This is a genomic window from Synechococcus sp. UW106, from assembly GCF_900474015.1.
Classification (GTDB): domain Bacteria; phylum Cyanobacteriota; class Cyanobacteriia; order PCC-6307; family Cyanobiaceae; genus Parasynechococcus.
This window is the reverse complement of sequence record NZ_UCNV01000012.1, coordinates 141,401-158,445: the sequence shown is the minus strand read 5'-3', so window position 1 is coordinate 158,445 and position 17,045 is coordinate 141,401. Positions and strand designations below refer to the sequence as shown.

13 protein-coding genes are annotated in these 17,045 nt (G+C 50.9%); 10 read left to right on the top strand and 3 right to left on the bottom strand.

Annotation, left to right across the window (positions count from 1 at the left end; all coding sequences use genetic code 11):
• The coding region (locus DXY30_RS14265; RefSeq protein WP_179948971.1) for a hypothetical protein at window positions 1-1,358 on the top strand (1,358 nt) is incomplete at its 5' end.
• A 101-nt stretch (window positions 1,359-1,459) separates the two neighbouring features.
• Entirely contained in the window at window positions 1,460-3,364 is a 1,905-nt protein-coding gene (locus tag DXY30_RS13215) for a 2OG-Fe(II) oxygenase (protein ID WP_170951269.1), read from the top strand.
• Here DXY30_RS13215 and DXY30_RS13210 read toward each other — a convergent pair.
• On the bottom strand, window positions 3,361-5,025 hold the full coding sequence (locus DXY30_RS13210) for an FkbM family methyltransferase (RefSeq protein WP_115095341.1): 1,665 nt from the start codon (window positions 5,023-5,025) through the stop codon (window positions 3,361-3,363). The genes DXY30_RS13215 and DXY30_RS13210 overlap by 4 nt on opposite strands.
• 28 nt (window positions 5,026-5,053) lie before the next feature.
• Entirely contained in the window at window positions 5,054-9,067 is a 4,014-nt protein-coding gene (locus DXY30_RS13205; protein ID WP_115095340.1) for a magnesium chelatase subunit H, read from the bottom strand.
• Window positions 9,068-9,213: 146 nt separating this feature from the next.
• Between DXY30_RS13205 and DXY30_RS13200 the strand changes: the two genes are divergently transcribed.
• From DXY30_RS13200 to DXY30_RS13175, 6 genes are all read left to right on the top strand, one after another.
• Entirely contained in the window at window positions 9,214-12,006 is a 2,793-nt protein-coding gene (locus DXY30_RS13200) for an HD-GYP domain-containing protein (RefSeq protein ID WP_137006884.1), read from the top strand.
• A gap of 42 nt (window positions 12,007-12,048) precedes the next feature.
• Window positions 12,049-12,882 (top strand): 4-hydroxy-tetrahydrodipicolinate reductase, encoded by an 834-nt coding sequence (dapB, locus tag DXY30_RS13195; RefSeq protein ID WP_115095338.1) that lies wholly within the window; start codon window positions 12,049-12,051, stop codon window positions 12,880-12,882.
• 10 nt (window positions 12,883-12,892) lie between these two features.
• A complete protein-coding gene (locus tag DXY30_RS13190) occupies window positions 12,893-13,543 on the top strand; it encodes a hypothetical protein (RefSeq protein ID WP_115095337.1) in 651 nt (216 codons plus the stop codon).
• A 76-nt stretch (window positions 13,544-13,619) separates the two neighbouring features.
• A complete protein-coding gene (locus tag DXY30_RS13185) occupies window positions 13,620-13,874 on the top strand; it encodes a high light inducible protein (RefSeq protein ID WP_115025216.1) in 255 nt (84 codons plus the stop codon).
• A 41-nt stretch (window positions 13,875-13,915) separates the two neighbouring features.
• The gene (locus DXY30_RS13180) at window positions 13,916-15,061 is read left to right on the top strand and encodes an FAD-dependent monooxygenase (RefSeq protein ID WP_115095336.1); all 1,146 of its coding nucleotides are present in this window, start codon (window positions 13,916-13,918) and stop codon (window positions 15,059-15,061) included.
• Window positions 15,062-15,081: 20 nt separating this feature from the next.
• A complete protein-coding gene (locus tag DXY30_RS13175; protein ID WP_115025373.1) occupies window positions 15,082-15,294 on the top strand; it encodes a DUF2949 domain-containing protein in 213 nt (70 codons plus the stop codon).
• Here DXY30_RS13175 and DXY30_RS13170 read toward each other — a convergent pair.
• Entirely contained in the window at window positions 15,285-15,839 is a 555-nt protein-coding gene (locus DXY30_RS13170) for an adenine phosphoribosyltransferase (RefSeq protein WP_115095368.1), read from the bottom strand. The two genes, DXY30_RS13175 and DXY30_RS13170, sit on opposite strands and share 10 nt — an antisense overlap.
• Window positions 15,840-15,846: 7 nt before the next feature.
• On the opposite strand from DXY30_RS13170, the gene DXY30_RS13165 reads away from it, so the two are divergent.
• Window positions 15,847-16,395 (top strand): DUF3038 domain-containing protein, encoded by a 549-nt coding sequence (locus tag DXY30_RS13165; protein WP_115095335.1) that lies wholly within the window; start codon window positions 15,847-15,849, stop codon window positions 16,393-16,395.
• A 7-nt stretch (window positions 16,396-16,402) separates the two neighbouring features.
• Window positions 16,403-17,017: a DUF4335 domain-containing protein gene (locus DXY30_RS13160; protein ID WP_115095334.1), complete on the top strand. Its 615-nt coding sequence runs from the start codon at window positions 16,403-16,405 to the stop codon at window positions 17,015-17,017.
• Window positions 17,018-17,045 lie beyond the last annotated feature (28 nt).

The following is a 17,045-nucleotide window of genomic DNA, read 5'->3' as shown; positions in this document are numbered from 1 at the left end:
CAGAGCCGGAGCCCGAACCCGAGCCGGAACCAGAACCCGAACCGGAGCCAGAGCCGGAGCCCGAACCCGAGCCGGAACCAGAACCCGAACCTGAACCTGAACCGGAGCCAGAAGAGGAACCTGATCCTGACGGCGACATATCACATGTCGTGATTCAAATCACAAATGGTTCGAATACAATTGCGGTCAAGGTTGATTACAGTGGGAATAACACAAGTTCGTATGACTATTCAGAAGAAATCAACGAAGTTGTTGATCGAGTATTAGAAGAGACCGCTTATTCTGGATACTCATATGTCAACGGATCCGGTGTTATTAAAACGGGGAGTACAAACCAAAGCTCGACAGATAGTGCATACCATGACAGCGATGGAAACGATCTCTGGAGATCAGATCTAACGAATTTGGGCTACGAACTCAAAAATAACGGCAATATTGATAACACAGATGATTTCACATCGACTGATTTCACACCCAACCCAGCAGTTAATTCAAATGCACCAGTCGTCATCGACTTGGACGGAGATAGCATTGAATATCTATCACTAGATAACGACATTACATTCACTCCGGAGGATTCCGGTGATACGTACAGCACAGCATGGGTAGGGCCTACAGATGGAATCCTTGGAATAGATACTGACAACTCAAAATCTATCAATCTGAACAAAGAATACGTATTCACCGGATGGAGTGAAGATGCAACAACAGATATGGAGGCATTACTGGAAGTATTTGATACCAACAAAAGCGGCTCACTCGATCCGGCAGATTTAGAATGGGGTAAATTTGGGGTCTGGATTGACTCTGATACGGATGGATTTAGCGATCTTGGTGAATTCATTACACTCGACGATCTAGGGATTGTTGAAATTTCACTTGAATATGAAAGCACTGGACCCAAAACCTGGTCTCCATATGAGGATGTCTTAATACATGGGGAAACAAAGGTTATGTTGAATGATGGATCAACCGTGACAGCACAAGACACTGAGTTCAAGATTGAAAATGTGGCAAACGAAGCAACAGAAGAGTCTTTTAGCAGCCTAATAGAACAGTTAATAGCAATTCAAAACAATACAAGCTCAATTCAGAACCAGGAAAGCCTGGATGAAGCAAATGATATGAACGACGAAGAAACCATAGAGGGAAATACTTCCTGGGAAAATCTTTTGAGAACCATCATCAAAGAATCAGGGATGGAAGAAAGAGATGACATAAAAAATGAAGAAAGAGAAGCAGAAAGAAATTACCCTGAACTAGACAATGATGATCAAATTTTATCGGATATTAACGCCAATGAAGTAATTGACGATTTGTCGACGGACGAAGAGGAGATAGAAGAAAATTATATGTAAGAGCAAGGAAAAAATAAAGCTTTCGAGGTATTATTGATGAAATGCGAGATTCAATCGTGAAAATCATTTCAAGAAATACTTGCTTAGAAAAATGGATAACGTTGACCGATGATCCGTTAGTTAAAGTCATCGACAACTATATTTCTAGAGACGAATGCAACTTCATAATAAAAAATGGTGAGGCAAAGCTAAAGAGAGCACTAGTAAGCTCAAATTCAGGCGGCACAAAAAGCTCAGGACGAACAGGTTCGAATTGCTGGATACCATTTGAGAATGATATAAGACTTCATACAATATGCAAAACGATAAGCAAACATGTTCAAATTCCACTTGAACACTGCGAAAATATGCAAGTAATTAATTACAAACCAGAGCAAGAATATAAGCCTCATTTTGATGCATTTGATCTTGAATCTGAGCGTGGTAAACGGTGTACGAAAAAGGGTGGACAAAGAATTTTAACGGCCTTAATGTATTTAAATGATGTACAAAAGGGCGGAGGAACTATTTTCCCTGAACTAAATATTATTGTAGAAGCCAAGGAAGGAAGACTAGTAATCTTTGAAAATACAATCAAAAACGGCTTGTTGCGTCATCCACTTAGCCTTCATGGAGGCTTACCAGTCGAGGAAGGAGAAAAATGGGCGGTAAATCTTTGGTTTAGACAGTTTGAAGTCAATAAGGAATATCATGCATCAGAATATTTCTTAGTTTCTCCAACAAGCAAGCAAGAAAAAGGCAAAAACAATAATACAGAAGACCAACTAAGAGATCAATTAAGGCAAATTATAAGTAATTTACTTTTGCAGGGAGTTGACCCTAATAGACTCACAGATCTCATTAAAATAGCTCATTGTAATTATGACTTTATATCACAAGAAATTAAATCAATGTCTAAAGCAATCAAGGTGAAAAATGGGGGCAACGTCAATCCCGATCATTACCAACCACTGTTAAACGAGATACATAATTGGAACTCGCATAAGTTCAAAGAGATCAAAACGAAGCCTTCATCATCTCTTGAAAAGGGAGATTACCTGCCATATTTCATTGCAGAATCTCAAACCTCTAAACTTGATATACAAGCAAAAGCAAATAAAGAATTTATTCTTATTACCTGCTCGACATCAGACGAGGCGATGAAGGTTGAGGAGAAATGCAAAGACTTTCTAGATTTAAAGCAATTTAAGCTATACATTATTCTTGAAGAGTATTCAACCATGCAAATACCAGGACACTACTTTAGTTGTCCTTCATTTGCAAGGCTAATAAATAAGGTTAATCTTAAACCAACTATTCTATTGATAGGAAGAAATCTTAAAATAAAATCGATGATGCTCGTTTCAGATTTTTTGAGCAAACCAAAATTATTCTACCAGGATCAAGAGAATCATTTGGATTCACCTCCGCTCTTAATAGTGCCAGATGTATTGTCTACAATCCAGTGCAATAACCTCATTTTGTTCTCACGGGAAAATTTCAGAAAAGGAACTAATGATCAGAGACAAAATAAATCCAGATTTCATATACACCCAAACGAAACACTTGCCTCAGAGATTGATGACAAGATAACCAAATCACTTCTTCCCGAGATAGAAAAAAATTATTTCGTCAATGTTAGATATAGAGAAAAATACAAAATATGCAAATACGATTCTTTAGAGCAAGGTAAGTTTTCTGTACATAGAGACACTATTGATCCCTACCGGCATAGACGCTTCGGCCTATCAATTGCTCTAAATACAGACTTTTCTGGGGGTGGCCTTAGATTTCCAGAATACGGTAATAAAATTCTTAGAGTTAACACTGGAGATGCAATTGTTTTCCCAGGATCTCTTTTTCATGAAATATGTGAAATCCAACAAGGAGAAAGATGGTCATTAATCTCATTCTTATTCACTAATAGCGAACAAAGGGGTGAAAAAGATGATTGCAATAGGATTTTGTATCATAGAGATGTCAAAGGCCTCAATCTTAAAATGATAACTCCTAAGAAACTAAACTAAGAGTCGTTACTTGGCATATACCCGTCAAAAGTCTTTTTGATTTGATCATGTATTTTAGCAAATTCAAAGTAGTCTTGCACGCTTCTGATTGAGCCCAACTGATACTTCTTGTCAAGATTTTGAACATTTTCTTGGTATATTTTGTCAACATTATGAATATCATCTAAGCCAAGTAAATACTTGACCTTCGTCCATGTAGCCTTAGGCCAATTTTTTCTATTTTTGCTTTGGACTTGTTTCACATCATGCGGGACTCTATCTCTAGCTCCTTGATATTCTGTAGCTACGGTATGTGTGGTAGGACAAAAAATGTCAACACCATGCGTCCAAAGACGTATAGAATAAAGTACTTGTTCAGCAGCATGTAAGCCAAAATTCAAATCTGGATCATAGGGAAACTTTCGACGCAGATCAGCACGCATAAAAAGTAAGGCTGCACTTATTGAAAGTGATAGTTGAGGCTTTGAAGGGAGTTTAATCAGAGAACCATGGCTTTTAATTCCATCGGCATCAATATACCTATATCTATTGACATGTCCAATTCTGTCTAACCAATGTTTTTTTTGCAAGTTATCTATACTAATAGGATAATTAGATATGACACAGTTTTGATTAATATCTTCGGCCTTACAAAGCTCTTCCACCAAGATTGAGTCCCAACCCTGCACAAACCTTGAGTGACAATCAATTTGAAGATAATAATCTTCTCTTTTCATAAGTTGCTCGCAGCGCCACCTTGCGTAAATTGGCCCTTTAGCATTTTCAATACTCAAGCGGTCTACCGAGACATTGTCCAAGTCTTTAAGTAGATCAAATTCAGTATTATCATCACTTATTTGAAGGCAAACTCCAAAGTTAATTCTTTCAGGAAAACTTGCTTTTTGTTTTGCATCTTCAATAGTATTGAAGACATCTAGATCAGATAAACATGCAATCGAAACGAATATGCGTGAGTTGACTTGCTTCTTTTCGTCAATAAAACCTTGAAAATCATTTGGAGATAGTACTGCCAATAATTTCCAACCATGGCGATAGATTCTGTATCCAAATTGCTCCAGAAAAAGAACAATAGGTCTTTCTTTGCCTGCTCTATTACATTCTAAATAAATGACAGGAGAATAACTCCTCAAAAGAGCTTGAGCTCCTCTTAAGACATCAAGCTCCATTCCTTCTACGTCAATCTTCAATAGATCACATTGATCCAGTTGGAGGGAATCAATTGTAATCATTTTTCCGGATTCTTTTCTAACGCTATGAAGAAGCGAATATCCACCATAATTATTTGGCCTCGTGTAATCAGGAGACGGCACAAGAATATCTGTATTCTTCTCTCCAACAGCATAGGGATAAGCAACAACATTGTTGCAGGTATTCAGAAGAATATTTGAACATAAAATCGAATATACAGTTTTCTGTGGCTCAAAACAATAAACCTTGCCCCTGCCTCCTACCAAATTAGAAAAATAAACCGCATGTGTACCAATATTTGATCCAACATCAAGTACAGTCATGCCTGATGATAAAAAGTTAGAAAGATATTGTTTTTCTTCTTTAGCGTAATCGCCAGTTTCGCTTACCTGCTTCGATATAACTGTATCGTGTTTAAGGATAAAAAAGTATCCAAGGTCGCATTCAACTAAACGAACGATTGGGTTAATCATTCAGACAACAGCCATAACCTAAAGATAATTAATTCTCAGTAACTACACCCTCAATCCGATCTTCAACCTCTTGATACAACTCCTGCAGTTGCTCGATGTTTTCATCTGAGGTTTCCCAGTAGCCACGACCGTGCACCTCGAGCAACGTGCCCACGATTTGACGGAAGCTATTGGGGTTGAGCTCAAGCAGACGCTTGCGCATCTCTGGATCGTTGATGAAGGTTTCGTTGGCTTCTTCGTAAACGAAATTGTCAACGGCACCGCTGGTGGCACTCCAACCCAGCGTGAAGTTGAGGCGCTTGGCCACCTCTCGCACACCCTCATAGCCGGAATCGAGCATGCCTTCGTACCACTTGGGATTCAGCAGCTTGGTGCGTGAATCCAGGCGGATCGTTTCACTCAGGGAACGTACCTGAGCGTTGGCCGTGGTGGTGTCGGCGATGTAGCTGGTAGGAGCTTTGCCGTCATCACGCAGGCCAGCGATCAGCTTGGTGGGGTCGGAATCGAAGTAGTGGCTCACATCGGTGAGGGAGATCTCAGCCGAATCGAGGTTCTGGAAGGTGACATCAGCCGTCTTCATCACGTTCTCGAACACCTCCCGCTTCTGGTTCATCTCACCGGGGTTGTCGGCATTGAAGGCGAAGGTCTTGCGGGAGAGGTACATCTCCTGCAGCTCACCTTCCTCCTCCCAGGTGCTGTTCTCCACTGCGAGGTTCACGTTGGAGCTGTAGCTGCCGCTGGCGTTGGAGAACACACGGCAGGCCGCATCCCGCAGGCTCGTGCCTTCTTTCTCCGCCTGCTCGAGAGCGTGCTTACGAACGAAGTTCTGCTCCAGAGGCTCGTCGGCCTCGGCAGCCATCTTCACGGCCTGATCGATCAGCGCCATCTGGTTGATGAACAGATCGCGGAACACACCAGAGCAGTTCACCACCACATCAACGCGGGGGCGGCCGAGTTCCTCCAGGGGAATCAGCTCAAGCTTGTTGACACGACCCACGGAGTCTGGCATCGGCTTGACGCCGACGAACCAGAGGATCTGAGCCAGGGATTCGCCGTAGGTCTTGATGTTGTCGGTTCCCCAGAGCACGCAGGCGATGGTTTCGGGCCAGGTGCCCTGCTCCTCGCGCTGACGCTCAATCAACTTGTCGACAACACTCTTGGCTGCAGCCACCGCGGCCCGGGTGGGGATCGCCTGCGGGTCGAGGGCGTGGATGTTCTTGCCGCTGGGCAGCACACCAGGATTCCGAATGGGATCACCACCGGGGCCCGGAAGGATGTATTCACCATCAAGAGCCTTCAGCAGACTCTCCATCTCCATGTCGGCACACACCTGCTCAAGGCAGAAGCGCAGATAGGCAAAGAGCTTGTCGAGCTCGGTGGCATCGATCTGCACGAAGCCAGCACTGCAACAGGCCCGCAGCCAAGGCGATGGAAGCTTGAAGCCGAACTTCGCCAGCAGGTCGTAGAACCAACCGAAGCTGTTGCGCAGGCTGACGCGACCATCACGACCGGTGAGGGTGCGAACCATGGCGCCAATAGCAGCGCGGGATGTCTCCGTGATCGTGCGGTTGAGCTCTACATCGACGAGGACGCCCTCGTCGTTGCCTTTGTAGATGTCTTCGATCGAGCGGCCCATCGCCTCAGCCAGCAGGCCGGGGAGTGAGCGCAGCCCATCCTCCTCACGCTCAAGAGCAGCGATGTTCACCAAAGTGGCAATGGCTTCCTCTGCAGTGGGAGGTTTTCCGATGGTGTGGAGACCACAGGGCAGAAGACGGCTCTCGATCTCCATCAACTGTCGATAGACGGCACCGACCAAGGCGTCGCGTCCTTCCAGATCGATGGAAGAGGCGTCATCTTCGGGGAGGTCGACATCCTTATCGAGGTTGCACTGACGCGCCGTCTCAATGATGGTGTTGACGATTTGAACGCCGCGGCCACCTTCACGCAGCTGTTGGTAGGAACCAACAAGCTCACCCAGCTCCTTGAGTCCCCGGTAGAGGCCTGCATTTTCAGCCGGTGGGGTGAGGTAGCTGATAGTCGAGGCGTAGCCACGACGCTTGGCGATGGTGGCTTCCGAAGGGTTATTGGCGGCGTAGTAATAGAGGTTTGGGAGGGCACCGATCAATGAATCGGGGTAGCAGGTTTCACTCATGCCCATCTGCTTGCCGGGCATGAACTCCAGGGAGCCATGGGTGCCGAAGTGGAGCACCGCATCGGCCTTCCAGATCTTCTGCAGGTAGGTGTAGTAGGCAGCAAAGCCATGATGGGGACTTGCACTACGGGAGTAGAGCAAGCGCATGGGGTCGCCTTCGTAGCCGAAGGTGGGCTGAACGCCGACAAAGACATTGCCGAAGTGACGACCGAAGACCAGCAAATTTTGGCCGTCGCTGTTGAGATTGCCGGGAGGCTTGCCCCAGTTCTCTTCCAGACGTTCGGAGTAAGGCGTCAGGCGTTCGTATTCCTCAACGCTCATCCGATGGGCAATGGAAAGCTCCGGCGAGCCCTGCATGGCATCGGCGTCGTTAATCACCGCCTCCAGCAGCTCACGAGGCGTCGAAGGCAAGCCCTGCACGTCGTAGCCCTTCGCCTTCATCTCCTGCATCACCCGATGGATGGAACCGAAGACGTCGAGATAGGCCGCCGTTCCGACATTGCCCTTGTCGGGAGGGAAGCTGAACACCGTGATCGCCAGCTTCTTGTCGAGCCGGGGCTTGATCCGTAGTGACGACCAACGAATCGCGCGCTCAGCGATGGCGTCCACCCGATCTTGGAGGGTATGCGCCTTGCCGGTGGCATCGTCGCGGCCGGAGAGAACGATCGGCTCGATCGCGCCATCCAATTCAGGGATGGCGATTTGCAGGGCCACCTGCACAGGGTGAAGACCGAGATCGCTCTGTTCCCACTCCTGGGTGGTTTGGAACACAAGAGGAAGCGCGACCATATATGGACGATTGAGCTTCTTCAGGGACTCAATGGCTTTCGGGTGGTCCTGGCGAGCAGGCCCTCCGACCAGTGCAAAGCCCGTGAGGGAGACGATCCCATCAACCAAGGGCTGCTCGGGATTCAGGGGGTCGAAGAAGAAGGCGTTGACCGGCTTGGAGAAATCGAGACCACCGCAGAAGATCGGGAGGACTCGAGCACCACGAAACTCCAGTTCCTGAATGATGGCGACGTAGTGGGCATCGTCACCGGTGACGATGTGGCTGCGCTGCAACACGAGACCAATCACGGGCCCCTTAAGGGCTTTCTCAGAAAGATCCGTACGACTTGATGTCCAGTTCAGATACTCCTTGAGGTCCTCAAACATCGAAGGGGCAAGGGGGTGCCAAATGCCAAGGTCAGGAAAGACCTCGGGCTCCGCCACCTCCATCGCTGGACGTTCATCTCCTTCCGCTGCAGGAAAGACGTACTTGTCAGCAAGCATCAGCAGGAAATTGCGCAGGTTGTCGGGCGTCCCCCCCAACCAGTACTGAAAGCTCAGCATGAAGCTGCGGGCATCCTGCGCTTTTTCAACAGGCAGGTATTTGAGAACGGTGGGCAGCGTGTTCAGCAGCTTGAGCATGGCGTCTTGGAAACCGGCGCCTCCGGCTTCCTTCCGCTTCTTCATGAAGCCAGCAATGGCGCTCTTGCTCTGACCGAGCTGCGCCATGGAGAAGCTGCCCAGCTTGTTGAGCCGCATCACTTCCGGCATGGACGGGAAGACGACAGCCGCCTTGAGACGATCGCGGTGCGGAGCAACGGCGTCCACAACCTTTTGCGCCAAATCTTCAATGAAGATCAAGGAGGCTACAAAGACGTCGGCTTCGGCGACATCAGCACAGAAGCCGGCGTAGTTGTCGTCGTCGCGAAGTTCTTCGATCAGATAGCCGCTCAGCTCGATCCCAAGATCTCCACCAGAAGCATTCAGAGCAGTGGCTGCCTGGGTAAGGGCGTTTTGGTACTGGGGCTCAAGAACCACATACACAGCCTTCATCACCGACTTATGGTTTTGACCCTCCACAGGAGCAACGCGGCGATCAGCGGAGCGGACCTGTGTGAACATCTGCGCTTTGAGCAATGTGAAGAACCTTACGGCGATCCGACGCCCAGGCGCGAGGATCTAAAACCCTTTTCACAAAGGCGGCTTGACGGCGTTGTGGCCAGCGGTCTTTTGGGTCCATACCCTTTTGGCTAGGCAAGGCGGAGCGTGTGAAAGTCCAACTTCCCCGGGTCGGCCTACAAACAGCATTGCTGTGCCTGTTCCTGCCCGTCGTCGCAGGAACAGGACTGACCGTTTCAGCGGTGATGGCAAGCCGAATGGAGGCAATGGCCATTCGAGGCGCCGAGAAGGAAATCAAGGCAAAATTAGATGCAGTCACCGAGCGCTGGATGCGCATCCGAGGGCCGTCCAAAGCTTTTCAGTATTTCCTGCGACTTGACGAGCGACTGCAAACAACTCCAATACTACCAAGCAGGGCTGAAGTCAAAACAATCAAAGAACTTGGTAAAATAACCAAGGATTTTCAAATAAAAACACTCGCAGCAGTTCTGACGAATGGCGATGTGTACCAAGTTTTTACACCCAGAAATATAAAGTCTTCCTTCAGCCAAAAAATACCCAACGAAACGCGCATAGTTATTCAGAAATGGACTCCTAATAGCCCAACAACAATAGTGGCAGCATTCGACAAAGACGGAGTCGAACTTTCCAGGTGGAGCGAAGCCAAGCCACAACACTGGAGTACCACCCCTCCCGCGAATTGGCCTTCAATCCTGAAATCCAAGAGGTTTATCGGGAAAATGGTCGCCAACGAAACCGGATGGAATGTAAGAGTTGGAAGCATGGCAACGCTATCTAAAACGTTCGAATCTGGAAATACATTTCAAGTTGGACTTAACTTAGAGGAAACACAAAACATCCTCGCCAGCCTCATAGAATCCGAAGACACCAAACTCCTTCTTAGCGACTTACAAGGCCGACTCATCCTCAGCTCTGGGGCGTCAACCAAAGACAAAACAGGCACGCCGATTAATCAAGCAAAAGACAAAATAATCCGAGACCTTGACCCAATACTAAAATCTCACGCCAACAAATTAGGAACACAACAAGACAATACAAAACTGCAAAATGTCAACCTCGCCGGCCAAAAATGGTTTATCGAGATTTCAGAGATCGACTCCGTTCTCGATGGCAGAAAAGCCTTATTGACGATGGTCCTTCCCCGGGACACTGTCTTGGCACCAGCCATGGCTTCGGTTCGGCAGGCTCAATTCATCACGCTACTGCTTGTCATCGCAGTCATACCAGTCACTTGGCTTGTCTCACGCAGTGTGACGCAACAGCTTCAAGCCCTAGCCAAGGAGGCCTCGAAAATAAGAAATTTCAATTTCGAAAGAACAAATCCGATACCATCAAACATCAGGGAGATCGAGGATCTTGGCGGCACCGTGTGGGCCATGAGCAACACAATTCAAAGTTTTTTAAAAACATCCAACGCCCTTGCCTCAGAACTCGACTTCGAAACCCTACTTGAACTTATTCTCAAAAATTCTATCTCCAGCAGTGGAGCTAACGGGGTTATTTTAACAATATTTTCAGCCAAGAAAGAAGGAGAGCCAAAAACGATCTCATATCCAGATGGTTTCGTTCCACCCAGCCATGCTAAGCAACTCAAACTTGATCTGGACAGTCGAAAACAAACCAAACAAGGGTCAATGGCCCTGGTCTTTGACCAGAAGCCAACTACCAATCAAATTGCGTTCTGCCAAGCACTGGCAAGTAGCGCATCAGTTGCCCTGGAAAATGCAAGCCTGCTGCAAAGTCAAAAAAACATCTTCGATTCTCTGATCCGTCTTGTTGCAGGAGCAATAGATGCCAAAAGCCCTTACACAGGAGGCCACTGCTCACGGGTCCCTGAATTGACCCAATGGCTTGCAGAAGCTGCCTGTGATTGCCAAGAGCCAGCTTTTTCAGACTTCAGCATGACCGAGAACGACAGAGAAGTTCTTCGGCTTGCATCTTGGCTTCACGATTGCGGAAAAATCATCACTCCAGAATACGTCGTTGACAAATCAACAAAGCTCGAAACGATTCATAACCGTATTCATGAGATCAGAATGCGCTTCGAACTGATCAAATCGCAAGCAGAGGCCAACCACTGGAAGCAATACTGGGGTACTTCTCATACCGACAAGTCCCGACAAAAACTGGATCAACTCAAGAGGGAACTTGATAACGAGTTTGCATTCATTGCAGCCTGCAACATGGGAGGAGAGATGATGTCTGATGAAGATGTAGAACGAGTCCAGCAAATCGGCCAACGCACCTGGGTTCGGACTCTCGACGATCGACTCGGCGTTTCATCCGCAGAACGCGAACGGATGTCTCACGAGCCTGCTCAGGCACTCCCATGCGATGAACCCCTCCTGTCTGATCAATCTAGCCAAAAGATTGATCGGACAGAGCAACCAAATACAGAAGCCAATGATCCGCATGACTTCAATCTTAAAACACCTGATCTCCTTCAAAATAATGGAGAGATTTACAACCTCACCATTCGCCGTGGAACGCTCAATAATGAAGAGAGATACATTATTAATTTGCATATTGTAGAAACGATTCGCATTCTGGAATCTCTCCAACTGCCTGACCATCTCTCCACTGTGCCTGCCATTGCAGGTGCACACCATGAAAGGATGGACGGAAAGGGTTATCCGAAAGGCTTGAAGTGCGACGAGATGCCCCCTCAAGCTCGAATGATGGCCATCGCTGATGTCTTCGAAGCGCTTACGGCAAGCGATCGCCCTTACAAATCAGCAAAGCCACTTTCCGTGGTGATGAAAATCATGGTGTCGATGGTCAATCAACATCATCTTGATGGTGATCTGTTCCGATTATTCGTCGAGAAAGGGATACATCATCGATATGCCAATCGTTATCTCACGCAGGAACAGCGTGATGAAGTCGATGACAACATGATTCTTGCTTCCATCGCGTTGTGACCAATCGATAGGCTTAAAGCTTTAAGCCTGAGGCGCTCTGTCTTGGAAAAAACCATTCCCGTCGTTGTCGCCGGCGCCCTGGGGCGCATGGGAGCCGAAGTCATCAAGGCTGTGGTGGGAGCCCAGGACTGCAGCCTGGCTGGAGCGATCGACAACACTCCTGGCAAAGAAGGCGTGGATGTTGGGCTGGAATTGGGATTGGGCGAGATGGAGGTGGCCGTCACAGCCGATTTCGAAGGTTGTCTTTGTGCTGTGAGCCAGTCGGTACGTGACAGCGGCAGCGGTGCCGTCCTGGTGGACTTCACCCACCCCTCGGTTGTGTACGAGCACACCAGGGCAGCGATTGCCTACGGCGTTCATCCCGTGATCGGCACAACCGGGTTATCCCCTGAGCAACTCAACGACCTCACCGAGTTTTCCTCGAAAGCGTCCGTGGGTGGAGCCGTGATTCCGAATTTTTCTGTGGGCATGGTGCTGTTGCAGCAAGCGGCAGCAGCCGCGGCGCGGTTTTACGACCACGCAGAACTGACGGAGTTGCATCACAACCGCAAGGCGGATGCACCCAGCGGCACTTGCATCAAAACCGCTGAGCTGATGGAAGAACTCGTCAAGACGTTCAATCCGGACGAGGTGGACGAGCACGAATCCCTGGCGGGTTGCCGCGGCGGGCAACGGGATAGTGGCCTGCGGCTTCACTCCGTACGCCTGCCAGGGCTAGTGGCGCATCAGGAGGTCATGTTCGGCGCCCCCGGGGAGACCTACACCCTCCGTCACGACACGATCGATCGTTCTGCCTACATGCCAGGCGTGCTGCTCACGGTGCGCAAAGTGGGGAGCCTGAGCAGCCTTGTTTATGGCCTCGAGCGTCTGATCTGAAGGCGACACCATGCTCATTCCCCTCCGCCCCGGTGAACTGCAACGACTGATTCCAGCCGTTGCAACCGGCAACCAATTCCGCGTCTCCCTCGGCACGCCCCAGGAGGTGCTGCAACGCCTGATGGTCGCCGCCATCGGCGGGGTGATCACCCTGCTGATCAGTCAGAGCCAGATGTCCAGCCGCTGGGGCCCCTTCTGGCTGGTGACAGGCGTGGTGTTTCTGCTTTACGTGCTCTGGGGACCGATCCTTCAGGCAGGTCAACGCAATGCCACCCTGCGTCGCTATCCGGCGGCAGCCCTCTTCGAAGGAGAGGTGTCAGACGTGATCACCCGAGAGCGCATCGAGAACCGCCACGAACAGGCCGATAGCCGCGGCCGGCTTGAACTTGTGGAGAACCGACGCACCTGGATGCTTCTTGAACTCGAGGACGAGGAGGGTTATCTCGGTCGGGTGGCTTTTCCGATGGACAAAAAACATCAATCGATTCGCCGCGGCAGCCTGATCCGCTGTCTGGTGCTGAGCGAGCGCAAGGATTTCTCAAAAATCGGTGCGCTCAGCGATGCCTGGCTGCCTGGCTTGAAGATGTGGGTAGGTGAATACCCCTTCTTGTTGAGACCCGCCTTTGAAGAGCTGTGCCAGCTCCGCATCAACCGCCGTTAAAACGGCCCACGAGCAAACATCAGTGAATATTTCTTAAAGTTGGTTTACACTTCGTAGCAATTCACCCGTGGTCCCCATGTCCCAGGCCCCCTCATCCAATGCTGCGGTCATCCGTGGAGCAACGGTCACAACGGAAGACGGTGGTCGTCTCAACGCCTTTGCATCCGAACCCCGCATGGAAGTTGTTGAAGCTGAACAAGGCTGGGGGTTTCATGACCGCGCCGAGAAGCTGAACGGCCGCATGGCCATGCTCGGCTTCATTTCCCTGCTGGCCACTGAATTGGCACTCGGCGGCGAATCCTTCGTTCATGGTCTGCTCGGCCTGGGTTGATCCTCTCGCGCTCGGGAGGGATGGCTGGCCAAACTTGATGAATGGCTCCATCCCTTCCTGAAATACGCGTTCTGGGTGCTGGTCCAACCGGTGCCCTCACAGCACTAGCCCTTGGTCTGAATGGTCAGCGTGTGGTCCTTTTTGACCCGTTGACAGCTTCCGAGCTTCAAGCAAGAAGTCGGGCCTATGCAATCACACATTCCAGCCGTCGGCTGCTGACCACCCTCGGGCTCTGGGAGGACCTCTCCGATTCCTTGGTGCCCTTCCGAGAACTGGATTTACGGGACGGCGCCACGAATTCTCAGGTTTTGTTCGGCCAGGCCGATCTCGCTGCCGCCAACAGGAACCACGATGGGATTGGTTGGATCCTGGATCACCGTCCATTGATGGAGCTGTTGCTGGCCCGACTGGAGGGCCACAACAACGTTGAATTGCATCTGGCAGAACCATGCCCTGACCCAAGCTCAGACGCCCTGGTCGTTGCGGCTGATGGACCTGCCTCCCCCACTCGAGAAGCCTGGGGAATCCGTCACTGGCAGATGCGCTATCGCCAGGGTTGCCTCACTGCCAAGGTCGTTCTGCGGGGACTCGCCCACGACAGAGCCTGTGAGTTGTTTCGGCCGGAAGGACCATTCGCTGTCCTGCCTTTGGGGCAGGGACGCTTCCAGGTGGTGTGGAGCGCACCCTGGCATCGTTGCCAACAGCGCAGCACCCTGAAGCGCAGTCAGTTTCTGGATCAGCTGGCCGCCGTTCTTCCCCCAGGAATTGAGCCAGATCGTTTGCTCGATCAACCCAGAGCTTTCCCTCAACAATGGCTGCTAGCACGGCGCTTTCACCGCGGTAGAGGCGTGCTGATCGGAGAAGCCGCTCACCGCTGCCATCCCGTAGGAGGTCAGGGGCTCAATCTGTGCTGGCGCGATGTTGATGGTCTTCTGTGCGCCGTGCAAAGGGGCGGCAGCGCCGCAACGATCGCGAGGAACTACGGGATGAGCCGCTGGCTGGATGTGCTCCAAGTGGGTTTGGCGACTGATCTTCTGGTGCGTGTGTTTTCCAACCGCCAACCGCTGCTGGTGCCGCTGCGGCGCTTGGCTTTGCAGCTGCTGAAAAAGTTTTCTGGTCTGCGCAGACTCAGCCTGCGGGCCATGAGTGACGGCCCCATGCAGCTTTGGCAGGCCTTGCCAAACTGACAACAGCGCCGGTCAAGACCATGGTGTTGTGCAGCCATCGGCAGCCCCCACCAGCCGACTCCCTGCTGCAATTTCTTCAGCGTCGGCTGGGACTGAGCCCCAGTGCCCTTGAACTGGGGCAACGCCAGGCGGAACTGGAACAGGCCCCACTGCCGATCGTGCTTTGGAGCTTTGGCTTGTTGAGTTTGAACCAGCTCGAAGAGGTCTTCGACTGGCAGAACAGTCAGCCGTAACGCAACAACGCTTCCACGGGTTGACCTGCGGGCAACGCTTGGCGCCCACCAAGCCCCTCCAGCTCGATCACGAACGCAAAACCCACCAAGCAACCACCGGCCTGCCCCACCAGTTGTCCGGTTGCTGCAGCCGTTCCACCCGTTGCAAGCAGATCGTCCACCACAAGCACCCGCGGAGAATTCTCAAAAGCATCGGCTTGGATCTCTAGCCGATCGGTGCCGTACTCCAGGGCGTAATCCAGACCAACCACCTCACCGGGAAGCTTTCCGGGTTTCCGCACAGGCACGAAGCCAAGGCGTCGGTCGCTGGCCAGAGGAGCCCCAAAAATGAAACCCCGGGATTCGATCCCCACGATTAGATCAGGCTTCACCTCATCGCACACCCGGCCCAGCTGCTGGATCACTTCAGCCATGGCCTCTGGTGATCGCAGAAGCGGGTTGATGTCTCGGAACAAAATTCCAGGCTTGGGAAAGTCGGGAATTGAGCGAATGTGCGACTGAAGATTCAAATCCAGGTGACGCAATGGCATGGCCCCTGGCATCATCGCAGCCATGACTGAAGCTCCATCGTCCAGCATTCTCCAAGGGGGCGCACGGCTTAGCCGGCGGGGCGTTGAGCGTCTTGATCTGCTGTTGCTGACCATCGAGGCTCTCGACCTCAATGGTGGCGAGGCGATGGTCTGGACCAGCCAGCAGATGGGCCTCCAGGCTCAATTCCCCAACCGGGTTGAGCTCTGGAAGCGGCGTTGTCACAACCCCCTGAGGCGCACCACCTGTCGGGACCAGCTCGACCCTGTCGATGCCGAATCCCTGATCTGCCTGGTCTGTGCCATGGCGGAGCGGCTGTATCCGATGCTCCACCAACTCCTGTCGAGCCGCGAGCCGGAACAGCTCACTCAACAGCGGTGGCAGTTATTCCACGAGCGTCTGCGGGACCTTATTGAGGAGCGAATGAATCTGCGGCGGGAAGCCGTTGTTCGCCTTCTCAAGATGGAGCCGGCGGGAGCTCTGCACCGTCAGCTGATCAGCACCCTGGCGTTCTGTGCAGGCCCAGGCGGAATCAATCGGCTCCGCGCCACCTTGCTCGATCCCACTCCATAGGCCGACCATGTTGAAAACGACATACCAATACGAACAAACGGCAGCACGGCTTGTGGTGGAGGGCTTTCCAGATCTCTCTGCCGGCCATTCCAGTGATGCGGTCGGAATCCTCTCGTCCTGGCGGCTGCAGTTGGTGGGAGCACCGGAACTGGAAGGCACCCGGGATCATCTCGAGGCCCTGATGGCAGCAGTAATGCCCTACGCCAGACATCGCCTATCTGGAGTGCAACGCCGCTTTGGCCAGGAGAGCGGTTTTGTGAGCATCGGGCCGAATCAGACAAACCATCTGCTGGAACTACGCAGCAGCCGAGAGGGCGTTGAGCCGCTTCAGCTCAAGCTCGATGACGCTGAATTGGCTGACCTGGTGCGCTGCCTCGATCAGTTGCGGATCGACACCAGGGTCAAGCTGACCTGGACGTTTCCCGAGGACCGGCCCCTGCAGCGCCAGGAGATCGTCGATCGCATTCCTTTGCAAAAACGTCTAGGACCGCCACTTCTTGCTGGGGTCGCCCTGGCGTGCTCCATTGCGACCGCATGGCTGATTCCGTTGCCTCAGGAGATCAAGGAGACATCACCAGCTCCAGCGCCCGTAGAGAAGCCAGAAACGCAGTCAGACCGTTGACGTGCAGGAAACACGCTTCAGAATCGCC